This window comes from Salipiger abyssi, from assembly GCF_001975705.1.
GTDB lineage: Bacteria > Pseudomonadota > Alphaproteobacteria > Rhodobacterales > Rhodobacteraceae > Salipiger > Salipiger abyssi.
Genome location: NZ_CP015089.1, coordinates 23,869 through 35,651, shown reverse-complemented (window position 1 = coordinate 35,651; position 11,783 = coordinate 23,869). Strand labels below are relative to the sequence as shown.

12 protein-coding genes are annotated in these 11,783 nt (G+C 64.3%); all 12 read left to right on the top strand.

Going from position 1 to position 11,783, the window contains the following annotated elements; all coding sequences use genetic code 11:
* The first annotated feature begins 213 nt into the window (after positions 1 to 213).
* The 12 genes from Ga0080574_RS00190 to Ga0080574_RS00135 all read left to right on the top strand — a co-directional run bounded on the left by Ga0080574_RS00190 (position 214) and on the right by Ga0080574_RS00135 (position 11,761).
* Positions 214 to 1,575: an LLM class flavin-dependent oxidoreductase gene (locus Ga0080574_RS00190; RefSeq protein ID WP_076693964.1), complete on the top strand. Its 1,362-nt coding sequence runs from the start codon at positions 214 to 216 to the stop codon at positions 1,573 to 1,575.
* A gap of 119 nt (positions 1,576 to 1,694) precedes the next feature.
* Complete coding sequence (locus Ga0080574_RS00185; RefSeq protein ID WP_076694146.1) at positions 1,695 to 3,332, top strand: ABC transporter substrate-binding protein; 1,638 nt, start codon at positions 1,695 to 1,697, stop codon at positions 3,330 to 3,332.
* 72 nt (positions 3,333 to 3,404) lie between these two features.
* A complete protein-coding gene (locus Ga0080574_RS00180; protein WP_076693961.1) occupies positions 3,405 to 3,950 on the top strand; it encodes a flavin reductase family protein in 546 nt (181 codons plus the stop codon).
* A 181-nt stretch (positions 3,951 to 4,131) separates the two neighbouring features.
* Positions 4,132 to 4,881, top strand: a complete 750-nt coding sequence (locus tag Ga0080574_RS00175; protein WP_076693958.1) for a maleate cis-trans isomerase family protein — start codon at positions 4,132 to 4,134, stop codon at positions 4,879 to 4,881.
* Positions 4,882 to 4,891: 10 nt separating this feature from the next.
* Positions 4,892 to 5,683, top strand: coding sequence for an alpha/beta fold hydrolase (locus Ga0080574_RS00170; protein WP_076693956.1), 792 nt, complete (start codon positions 4,892 to 4,894; stop codon positions 5,681 to 5,683).
* Between the two features lie 35 nt (positions 5,684 to 5,718).
* A complete protein-coding gene (locus Ga0080574_RS00165) occupies positions 5,719 to 6,750 on the top strand; it encodes a 2,5-dihydroxypyridine 5,6-dioxygenase NicX family protein (protein ID WP_076693954.1) in 1,032 nt (343 codons plus the stop codon).
* Between the two features lie 94 nt (positions 6,751 to 6,844).
* The gene (locus Ga0080574_RS00160) at positions 6,845 to 7,480 is read left to right on the top strand and encodes an isochorismatase family protein (RefSeq protein ID WP_076693952.1); all 636 of its coding nucleotides are present in this window, start codon (positions 6,845 to 6,847) and stop codon (positions 7,478 to 7,480) included.
* Positions 7,481 to 7,520: 40 nt separating this feature from the next.
* Positions 7,521 to 8,129, top strand: a complete 609-nt coding sequence (locus Ga0080574_RS00155; RefSeq protein WP_076693950.1) for a flavin reductase family protein — start codon at positions 7,521 to 7,523, stop codon at positions 8,127 to 8,129.
* Positions 8,130 to 8,361: 232 nt separating this feature from the next.
* A complete protein-coding gene (locus Ga0080574_RS00150) occupies positions 8,362 to 9,363 on the top strand; it encodes an ABC transporter substrate-binding protein (RefSeq protein ID WP_076693948.1) in 1,002 nt (333 codons plus the stop codon).
* A 55-nt stretch (positions 9,364 to 9,418) separates the two neighbouring features.
* Positions 9,419 to 10,129, top strand: a complete 711-nt coding sequence (locus Ga0080574_RS00145; protein WP_198039711.1) for an ABC transporter permease — start codon at positions 9,419 to 9,421, stop codon at positions 10,127 to 10,129.
* Positions 10,130 to 10,164: 35 nt separating this feature from the next.
* The gene (locus Ga0080574_RS00140; RefSeq protein ID WP_076693944.1) at positions 10,165 to 10,962 is read left to right on the top strand and encodes an ABC transporter ATP-binding protein; all 798 of its coding nucleotides are present in this window, start codon (positions 10,165 to 10,167) and stop codon (positions 10,960 to 10,962) included.
* A 1-nt stretch (position 10,963) separates the two neighbouring features.
* Positions 10,964 to 11,761, top strand: a complete 798-nt coding sequence (locus Ga0080574_RS00135; RefSeq protein WP_076693943.1) for an ABC transporter permease — start codon at positions 10,964 to 10,966, stop codon at positions 11,759 to 11,761.
* The last annotated feature ends 22 nt before the right edge of the window (positions 11,762 to 11,783 follow it).

Genomic DNA, 11,783 nt, shown 5'->3' with positions numbered 1-11,783 from the left:
TTGTCTGCTTAAAAAAACAGCGCCGGCCGGTGAAAAAGGTATATCAGATGCAATTAATTAATTGTAGAATTAAATTATGGTCGCATGATTGACCAGTGCATTTTGCGGTTCCTACGGTGAACAGGACAGGGGCGCGTTTTGCCCGCTTGCGATTGACTGCGAGAGCGATCCGGCGGCGTTGCCGGTCTACTTAAGAGGACAAGGACGTAAGGCATGAAAGACACTACCGGACAACTCAAGCTGGGGCTCAGCCTGGTTTCCAACGGGACCCATCCCGCCGGTTGGCGCCTTCCCGAGGCCAATGCCGCGGCGGGCATGGACATCGCACTCTGGAAGGAGATGGCAAAGGCGGCCGAGGCGGCCTGTATCCACTTCATGTTTCTCGCCGACGGCATCGCCGTGCGGACGGCGGCCAAGGACAATGACGCGCTCAGCTATAGCGGCCGCATCGATCAGTTCGAGCCGCTGACGCTTCTGGGCGCGCTCTCCGGGGTGACCGACCGGCTGGGCTTTATCGCCACCGCCTCGACCACCTATAACGAGCCCTTCCACATCGCGCGCAAGTTCGCCTCGCTCGACCATATCTCGGGCGGTCGCATCGGCTGGAACGTGGTGACCTCGTGGAGCGAGGCGGAGGCACTGAATTTCTCGCGCGACAAGCATATGGAGCACGGCGCCCGATATGGCCGTGCCGAGGAATTCGTCGATGTGGTGCGCGGGCTCTGGGACAGCTGGGAAGATGACGCTTTCATCAGGGACAAGGACGGCGGGCGATATTTCGACCCGGCGAAGATGCATGTGCTCGACCACAAGGGCGAACACTTCAAGGTCAAGGGCCCGCTCAATCTGGCGCGTCCGCCGCAAGGATACCCGGTGATCGCGCAGGCGGGTTCCTCCGAGCCGGGGCAGGAGCTTGCCGCCCGCACCGCCGATCTGATCTACACCGCCAAGCGCGACCCCGAGGGCGCCGGCCAGTTCTATGAAAGCGTCAAGGGGCGCTTTGCCAAATACGGGCGCGCGCGGTCTTCGGCGCTGGTCATGCCGGGCATCATGCCGGTGGTCGGCAAGACGATGGAAGAGGCCGAAGCCAAATATCGCCGCGTACAGGAACTGATCCACCCCAAAGTCGGGCTGGCGATGCTGGCGCGCACCTTCGGCGATCTGTCGCAATACGATCTCGACGGCCCGCTGCCCGACGATCTGCCGGAGCTCGACGGCGTCAAGAGCCACCGTGAGCCGCTGATCCGCATGGCCCGCGAGAACAACCTCTCGATCCGCGAGCTTTACATGCGGGTGACCGGTGCCGCCGGGCACATGCAGCTCTGCGGCACGCCGGAGAGCATCGCCGACACGATGGAGAGCTGGTTCCGGGCCGGGGTGTGCGACGGGTTCAACATCATGGCGCCGTGGTTCCCCGACGGGCTCTACGATTTCTTCGACCTGGTCGTGCCGGAGCTGCAACGGCGGGGCCTGTTCCGCACCGCCTATGAGGGCAAGACGCTGCGCGAGAATCTCGGGCTGCCGCGCCCGGCGCATCCGGCAGCCAAGGCCGCGGCGCCGGTGGAAACCGTCTGAGCCGCATTGGAACGACTCTGGCGCCACCTCGCGCGGTGCCGGAGATCTCCCCGCATCAATGACGGGGCATGGGGGTGATCGCCCGCAGCAATCAGTCCAGCAACAGGGATAGGGAAAACATGACACGTTCTGCCAAAGGAAACGCAACCACGCTGAGCCGGCGCGGTTTTCTAAGCACCGCTGCCGCCGGTTTGTCCGTCATGGCGCTGCCGGGTGCCGTCCGCGCTGCCACTGACGGGCCGAAATATGGCGGTGTCTTTGTCGTCGGGGCGGGTGTCGAACCGCGGCACCTCAATCAGAACATCGCGACGGATATCTCGATCAAGCTGATCTCGAACCCGGTCTTCAGCAAGCTGGTCGGGCTCAGGAGCGACCTGTCGCCGAAGCCCGATCTGGCGAAGGACTGGACCGTCTCAGACGACGGGCTGACCTTTACCTTCAACCTCCACGAAGGGGTGAACTGGCATGACGGCAAGGACTTTACCTCGGATGACGTGAAATTCTCCTTCGAGGAGCTGCTCTTCAAGTTCCACAACGTGGGCAAGGGGCTGGCCGACTATGTCGAGGCGATCGAGACGCCCGACGCCACCACCGTGGTGTTCCGGCTGAGCGCGCCCAACGACGTGATCATGACCTTCATCGCCGGGCAGGGCTTCATCCAGGCGCGCCATATCTACGGCGAGGGCGACCCGATGGAGAACCCGGCGAACCTCGCGCCTATCGGCACCGGCCCGTTCAAATTCGTCGATTGGCAGCGCGGACAGCAGATCATTCTGGAGCGCAACGAAGACTATTTCCTCGACGATCAGCCCTATGTCGACCGGATCATCACCCGCTTCATTCCCGAAGCATCGGCCCGCATCCGGGCGCTCGAAGCGGGCGAGGTCGACTATGTGACCTATGCCGATCTGCCGCCCTCGATGGTCGCGGAACTGGAGAGCAATCCCGACATCACCGTTACTTCGAAGGGGCACGAGGCCTGGGGCTCGATCACCGAGCTGATGATGAATCTCGACAGCGCGCCGTTCAATGACAAGCGCGTGCGGATGGCCATTGATCACGCGCTGGATATCAATTTCATCATCGAAAAGGCGGTGTTCGGCCTCGCCAAGCCCGCCACCGGGCCGATCTCGTCCGAGCTGGGCTGGGCCTATACTCCCGATACCACGCAATACGATTACGATGTCGAGACTGCGAAGGCGCTGCTCGACGAGGCGGGCTACCCCGACGAGGGCGGCACGCGATTTGCCACCTCGGTGATCGTCAACCGTGCCAACGACGCCTTTGTAAAGGCGGCACAGATCGTGGCGGAGCAGCTGCGCGGCGTCGGCATCGAGGTGGAGGTCAAGGCGCTCGATGCGGCGACCGTGGCCGAAACCGTCTATGTGAAACGCGAGTTCGGCATGTATATCCAGAGCCTGACCACCGGCCCCGATCCGGCGATGGGGGTGCAGCGCCAGTATATCTCCTCCAACATCCGGCCCGTGCCCTACACCAACGGCATCGGCTATCGGAGCGACGAGATCGACGCGCTGTTCGAGCAGGCGGCGGCCTCCCCGGATCGTGCGGAACGGGCGGCGCTTTACAAGCAGGCGGCAGCGATGCTTTGCGACGATTGCGCCATGGTCTGGCTTTACGAGAACCCGACCTATTCCGCTTTTGCGAGCACCTTCGGCAACCTGCACAGCTGGGCGGCGGAGTCGATCTATTCCTATGGCGATGTCTACTGGAAAGAGGGCAAGGACAGCCGCGCCTGAACGGGCACCGGGACATGCAAGCCATCGGACCCTGAGCGGGGCCGATGGTGCCGAACGTGATAGGAAAGACCCATGAGCGACCCAGCCGCCGCCGCGTCTGTCGAAACAGAGTGCGGCCCCGCAGATGCCGAGCTGTTCCGCACCCTCTGGCGCGGCTTCGGCTCCTCCGTGGCGCTTATCGCGACGCAGTACGAGGGTGCGCGCCACGCGATGCTGGCCACCGCCGCGACTTCGGTCTCGATGGACCCGCCCTCGCTGCTGATCTGCGTGAACCGCTCGGCCTCGGCTTATCCGGCGCTTGACGCGCGCGGGGCGTTTTCGCTCGGCATTCTGCCGGCACGGCATCAGCCGATCTGCGCCCATATCGCCCGCACCCCGGCGGCGGAGCGTTTCGCGACGGGTGACTGGCGTAGCCATCGGCCCGATGCGGTCGCCGAACCGCTGCCATGGCTGGCAGAGGCGCAGGCCACGCTGTTCTGCCAGACCGCGCAGAGCAGCGATTTCGGCACGCATCGTATCTTCGTCGCCCGCGTGACCGGGGCGAACGGCTGTCTGGGAGACGATCCGCTGCTCTATTGCGACGGGCGGTTCGGCCGTTTCGCCGCGCTGGAAGGCTAACGCGGGCGGGCTGTGGCGCCGCAAGGCCGGGAAGCTGATACCTGGGGGCGCCGCCACCCGGGTCTTTTGACATGCGCAAAATGCAACGTCCTGTGGTGAAAGGAAAAATTAATTAATCATACTTGTAATTAATTACGGATTGCCCTTACTCTCCGACTCGCAGGCATAAGAAGGGTCCAGCATGACGCATTTCCGCGTGGGGCAGATCGTCCCGAGTTCCAACATCACCATGGAAACCGAGATTCCGGCGCTGCTGAAGGCGCGCGAGATGGTCTCTCCGGAGCGCTTCACGTTTCATTCGTCGCGCATGCGCATGAAGCATGTCACCCGCGAAGAGCTGGCAAAGATGGATGCCGACAGCGACCGCTGCGCGCTCGAGCTGTCCGACGCAAAGGTCGACGTGATGGGCTATGCCTGCCTGGTCGCCATCATGTCGATGGGGCACGGCTATCACTGCACCTCGTCCGAGCGGCTGCACAGGGTCACGCAGGACAATGGCGCGCCGGCGCCGGTGGTCACTTCGGCGGGCGCGCTGGTCGAGGGCATCCGCGCGCTGGGGGCGAAAAAGGTCGCCGTGGTCGCGCCCTACATGAAGCCGCTGACCGAGATGGTGGTGGAATACATCCGCAACGAAGGCATCGAGGTCAGCGCCTACCGCGCGCTGGAAATCCAGGACAATCTCGCCGTCGCCGCGCATGACACCGCGAACCTGCCCGGCATCGTCGCGGAGATGAAGACCGACGACGTGGACGCGGTGGTGCTGTCGGCCTGCGTGCAGATGCCCTCGCTCGCCGCCGTGGCGCAGGTCGAGGCGCTGACCGGCAAGCCTGTCCTCACCGCCGCCATCGCCACCACCTGGTCGATGCTGCGCGCGCTCGATCTCGATACCCGGGTGCCCGGCGGCGGCACGCTGCTCTCCGGCGCGTATTGAGGGGCATATCATGACCGTCACACCCAGAGGCTATAACGTCCACGCCAATGGCATCCGCCACCATCTGCTGCATTATCCGGGGCAGGGGCCTGCGATGCTGCTGATCCCCGGCATCACCTCTCCCGCGATCACCTGGGGTTTCGTCGCCGAGCGGCTGGCGGAGGATTTCGATGTCCACGTCCTCGACGTGCGCGGCAGGGGGCTGAGCCAGGCCGGCGATCTGGACTATTCGCTCGACGCGATGGCCGAGGACGCGGTGGCCGTGACCGAGGCGGCGGGGCTGGAGACACCGATTGTGCTGGGCCATTCCATGGGGGCGCGCAACGCGATCCGCGCCGCCCGCATGGCGCCAAGAGCGTTTTCGGGCCTGCTCCTGGTCGATCCGCCGGTGAGCGGGCCGGGCCGCCGCGCCTACCCTTCGGCGCTGCCCTGGTATGTGGACAGCATCGCCATGGCGGAAAAGGGCTGCTCGGCGGAGGACATGCGCCAGTATTGCCCGAGCTGGACCGACGAGCAGCTCGCGCTGCGCGCCGAGTGGCTGCACACCTGCCAGTCCGACGCCATCGTCGCCAGCTTTAACGGCTTCCACGAAGACGACATTCACGGCGATCTCGCCGAGCTGACGCTGCCCATGCGGCTGGTCGTCGCCGGCGGTGCGCCGGTCATCCAGGAGGCAGACGTGACCGAGATCCGCAGCCTCGCCCCGCATATCGAGATCCGCACCGTCGAGGGTGCCGGCCACATGATCCCCTGGGACGATCTGGAGGGCTTTCTGATCGCCGTCCGGGATTTCAGGGCCTGACCGGCGCCACCCGTTCCAGCATCAGGAGACGCAATATGGACCATGCGAGTTTTACCGAGATCTGCCTGCACCAGCTCAGGATGTCTGGCGTGCACGAGGGCGAAAAGCTGATCGTGCTGACCCAGGGCAGCGACCGGCTCGACTATGCCGATGCCTTCATGGCCGCAGGTCAGCGGCTGGGGGCAAAGATGTATCACATGCGCCTGCCCGAGCCGCTGCCCACCGGCGGCTGGGCTGTCGGCGTGACCGGGCTGGCCGCGATGCCGGACGCGGTCGAGGCGCTCAAGACTTGCGACATGCTGATCGACTGCATCTTCCTGCTGTTCTCACCCGAGCAGTTCGCCATTCAGGAGGCCGGCACGCGCATTCTCACCGCCGTCGAGCCGCCCGAGCTGCTCGCCCGCATGCTGCCCAGCAAGGAGCTGCGCGAAAAGGTCGAGATCGGCGCCGAATATCTGGCAAAGGCCAAGGTGATGCGCATCACCTCTCCGCATGGCACCGATGTGACCTACAAGCTCAATACCTATCCGACAGTCGCCGAATACGCCTGCACCGACGAGCCGGGCCGCTGGGATCACTGGCCTTCGGGCTTTGTCTTTACCGGCGGGGACGACGACGGGGTCGACGGTCAGATCGTGGTGGCGCCGGGCGATATCCTGCTGCCGCAGAACATGTATGTGCGCGAACCGATCACCTACACCATCGAAAAGGGCTGGGTGACCGACATTCGTGGCGGGCTCGATGCGGAACTGGTGAAATCCTACATGGACAGTTTCAACGATCCGCGCGGCATGGGTATGAGCCATGTCGGCTGGGGCATGAACCCGGCGGCCAAGTGGCACGGCATGGTGCCCGGCGAGTTCCCCGGCGGTATGGGTATGGAGCCGCGCAGCTTTTACGGCAACGTGATGTTCTCCACCGGGCCGAACAATGAGCTGGGCGGGCCGAACGACACGCCCTGTCATCTCGACATTCCCATGCGCGGCTGTTCGCTGTTCCTCGATGACGAGCCCGTCGTGATCGACGGCGATCTCGTCGTGAAGGATATGCAGATGGCGCGGCACTAGGCGCCGCTCGCGCGGCAATCTCTCCCCGACTGACCCGCGTGTTTCTCCGGCCATGCCGGCGGAACGCGCGGCGTCCCTTTCCATGAGAGCGATCATGTCCCAGGAACAGATATACGAGGCCGCAGGGTTCGGCGGCAGCGTGCCGCGCGGTACACGCCCCGGCGTCGTGGTGGTGGATTTCTCCTACGGCTTCACCGACACGCGATACCCCACAGCCTCCGATGCCGCCACGCAGATGGCGGCGACAAAGCGCATCTGCGATCTGGCCCGGTCGCAGGGTTGTCCGGTGATCTTCACCACCATCGCCTACCATCCCGGCGAGCTGGACTATCTGCCCTGGCTGAAGAAATCCGCCGGCATGAAAGCGCTGCTCGAAGGCTCGCGGCTGGTCGAGATCGACGCCGCGACGGGCATCCGGCCAGAGGATGCGGTGGTGGTCAAGAAAGGCGCCTCATCCTTCTTCGGCTCCACGCTGGACGCGCTGTTGACCGGCGCCGGGGTCGATACGCTGATCGTCACCGGCGCCACCACCTCCGGCTGCGTGCGCGCCACGGTGGTCGATGCGGTGCAGTCAGGCTATAACGTGCTGGTGCCGGCGGATTGCTGCGCCGATCGCGCTGCGGCGCCGCACGAGGCCAGTCTCTATGATTTGGGCCAGAAATATGCTGACGTCACAGACAGTTCCGATATCCTGCGCTGGCTCGAAAGCCTGAGTGCGGCGGCCCCCTGACAGACCGCCGCCCGGCGCCGCAACGAGAGGAGACGATCCGGTGTTCTACCACACGAAAGACGGCTCCGGCCTGCCGCGCGATCCTTTCGCGGCCATCGTCTCGCCGCGCCCCATAGCCTGGATCTCCACGCGCGGCGCCTCCGGCGCGACCAATCTCGCACCGCATTCCTTTTTCAACGCGGTGGCCTATACCCCGCCGCAGATCGTGGTCTCCTCCGTCGGCGCCAAGCCAGACCGTGCCAAGGGCAAGGACAGCTACAGCCATATCGTGGAAACCGGCGTCTTCTGCGTGAACATCGCCGGTTCCGCCGACCGCGAGGCGCTGAATGCCTCTTCGGCGAACTACCCCGCCGGGCAGAGCGAGATCGACGCGCTCGGCCTTGAGGCGGTGGAATGCGAAACCATCGACTGCCCGCGCCTCGCGCATGTGCCTGCGGCGCTGGAATGCCGGCTGACGCAGACCGTCGACCTTGAGGGCAAGGACAATCTGCTGATCCTCGCGCGGGTCGAGGCGATCCACCTGCGCGACGATTGTCTGACCGAAGACGGCCGCTTCGACGTGCTGCGCTATGAGCCGCTCTCCCGCCTCGGCTATCTCGATTTCGCCACCGTCACCGCGCTTTTTCAGATGCGCCGCCCGAAACTCTGAGCCAGCGTCCAGCGAAAACACGCCTCCATGATTCGTCTACCATGCGCTTGAGCGGCGCGTAACGGGCCAGACCCGCGAATGCGGCGTCAGCGCGCGCCTCTGACAGCCCAAAGGAAATGCATCGGCAGAAAAATTTTCGAGAAGAGACATGCCATAGTAATTATTTAAATGACTAATTAGAAAATTCATCTATGGTCGGATCATCAAAACCAGAAACGAAACAGGGTACATCATGAGACAGACTTTCTTCCGCGGCCTCGCCGCCTCGGCACTTCTGGGCCTCGCGGCACCGGCTGCCGCCCAGGATCTCCCCGAGATCACCCTTCAGGCGGTGGCCGGCAGCCTTGGTGGCGTGCCGATGATGATCATCGAGGGCGAAAATCTCGACGAGAAATACGGCTTCGACGGCACGTTCGAGTTCCTGCCCCATGAGGGCATCTTTCAGAACTTCCTGATCGGCAATGCCGACATCTCGATGGACAATGACCTGCTCGGCGTCGCCTTTGCCCGCGAGGAAGGGTTCGATATCACCGCCTTCTATCCGGTCGGCAACCTCTATCTGGGGATCGTCGTGCCCGGCGGCTCCGATGCCGAGACGCCGGAGGATCTAAAGGGCAAGAAGGTCGGCCATTTCGGCGCCGATTCCGGCACCACCATGTTCATCCGTCTGATCGTGCAGGAGATGTACGGCTTCGACGTGCTCGAGGAATACGAGATGTCGCAGGTCGGCCCGGCGGCGCTGGTCAACCTGCTGGCCGAGGGCGAGGTCGACGCGATCTTCGATTTCGAAAGCTTCGTCTCCGAGGCGATGGTCGCCACCGATGGCCGCTATCTGCTTCAGGCCTACACGGATTACGCCGAGTTCAACAACGGCTTCGCCCCCTGGATCACCAACATGGTCGCCCATGGCGACTGGCTGAAGGAGAACCCCGAGCTCGCCTATGCGGTGCGCGATGCCTATGACGAGGCCGTCGCGATGCTGGACGACACCGACTACGAGATCCTGCGCAAGCCCTATATCCGCGAGAAACTCGGCATCACCAGCGACGAGGTGCTCGACATGGTGATCGCGAACGGCGCGGCGAACCAGTATTTCACCACCGACTGGTCGGCGGACAAGCGCGAGGCGGCGATGGGCTTTCTCGACAAGCTTGCCGAGGAGGGCGACGTGCTCGAAACCGTGCCCGATGGCATGATGGTCGCGCTCGAAGACTATGTCGGCCCGCGTCCGTGACCGGCAGGCAGCGAGTTTCGGCATGACCACGCTTCAAAAACAGGGATGGGCCTTTATGGCCCTCCTCCTGCTGTTGCCGCTCTGGATGATCGCTCACCAGAACACCACCTTCATCGAAAGCCCGGTCGTGGTGGCGCGCGAGCTGCCGCATTTCCTGGCCGACCCGGAAACCTGGTCGAATATCGGCATCACGCTGGGCCGCGTCGCGGGCGGGCTGATCCTCGGTGTCATGGCCGGGTTCGTCGCGGCCTTCGTCATGACCCGGTCGCGCTTTCTGGGCGAGGTGCTGGGCTATTACGTGACCGCCGCGCTGCGCACCCCCAGCGCCATCGCCGCGATCCTTGCGCTTGCCATCTTCAAGGGCGCGGAGGCCGGCTATGTGCTCGTCGTCGCCTTCATCACCTTCCCCTACATGGCCGTGGGGCTGCGGGATGGGCTGGCCAGCGCCGATAACGATCTCGACGAGATGTCGCGCGTCTATCACCTGAGCCTTTTCGCCCAGATCCGCCATGTCTGGGCCCCCTTCGTCGCGCCCTTCATCTTCGCCGCCCTGCGCAACGCCCATGCGCTGGCATGGAAAGTGATCGTGGTGGCCGAGATCTTTGGCGCGGCCAAGAGCGGCTTTGGCGCGAAATTCGAACATGCCTGGAGCTACATGCTCATGACCGAGGTCCACCTGTGGCTGCTCGTGTTCATGGCGATCGTGCTCTTTGCCGAATACGGCCTGATCCGCACCGCGGAAAAGTTCGTCTTCCGCTGGCGGTGAGGCGCCCCGGCGCCGACCAAACAAAGGACAATATCATGGAAAATGAGAGCAAGCCCTCGGTGCTGAAGGCCGTCGATCTCGGGGTCTCCTACGGCAACAGCCAGGCCGTCGCCCGCCTCGATTTCGATATCCGCAAGGGCGAATTCGTCGCCATTCTCGGCCCCTCCGGTTGCGGGAAGTCGTCGATGCTGAACGTGATCTCGGGGTTGCGCGCGCCCAGCCGGGGCCGGGTGCTGGTGGAGGGGCAGGAGCTTTTCACGCCGAACTCGAAACCGCCGCGCCTGGGCTATGTGTTCCAGTCGCACCGGCTGCTGCCCTGGCGTACCGTGCGGCAGAATCTCGAAATCGCGCTCGCCGCCTCCTCCGTACCGCGCGACACCTGGAACGACCGGATCGACGAGATCCTGTCGATCCTTCACATCGCGCAGTTCAAGGATGCCTGGCCGATGCGGCTTTCCGGCGGTCAGCGGCAGCGCGTCTCCATCGCCCGCGCCCTGCTGATAGACCCGGCCTATATCCTGATGGACGAGCCGCTCTCGACCCTCGACGAGGTCACCGCGCGCTCCCTGCGCGAAGAGCTGACGGGCATCTGCCAGCGCACCGAGGCCACCGTGGTCTTTGTCACCCACTCGATCCGCGAGGCGGTGTATCTCGCCGACCGCATCCTGATCCTGACCCGCGGGCCCGCCAAGATCTTTGAGGACTACAAGATCCCGCTCGACCGTCCGCGCGATTATGACGATGCGCGCATCGGTGACGTGGTGGCCGACATCACCCGCCGGGTGCAGGCGCCCTGGGGCCTCGCCGTGCAGAAGGAGGAGGAAAGTGTCTGATATGAGCCTGGATGCGACCCGAACCCTGCCCGGCGCGGCGAAAAAGCGCTTCGATCTCGGGTCTTCGAAACTGACCGCCGCAGCCGTGGCGCTGATCTCGATCCTGCTGATATGGTACGCCTGCTCGGTCGCGTTCCGGCCCTGGGTGCCGGCCATCGACGCCACCGTCGTTGCGATGGGCGACAACCTCGTCAGCGGCGATTTCTGGAGCGACTTCTTTCTGACGCTGGGCCGTGTCCTCTCGGCCTTCGCCGCCGCCTCGGTCGTGGGCGCTGCCATGGGTGTGCTAATCGGGCTCAACGAAAAGGCCGAGGCCTTTTGCCAGCCGCTGCTGGCGCTGGCTCTCGCGGTGCCCGACCCGGTCTATATCATCTTCGCGATCCTCGCGGTCGGGACGGGCGAGCTTGCCGGCTTTGTCGCGCTCACCATCGCCGTGCTGCCCTTCGTCGCCAATATCGTCCGCTCCAGCGTGCAGGCGCGCGACACCACGCTCGACGAGATGGCGCAGGTCTATCACCTGCCGCGCGCGGTGCGCATCGGCGCGGTGCTTTTCCCGCAGCTCGTGCCGGCCTTCCTGACCGCGATGCGCTTTTCCTTTGCGTTGTCCTGGAAGCTGGTCGTCGTGGTCGAGGCCATCGGCCAGCCCGACGGGATCGGCGCGTCGATCTTCAACAGCTTCCGCCTGCTGCGGATGCGCGAGGTTGCCGCCACCGCGATCATCTTCATCATCGCGATGCAGCTGCTCGAACGCGGTGCGCTGGGGCGTCTGGAGAAAAAACTGCTGCGCTGGCGCAACTGATCATGCCGGGCGGGCGGCCTGC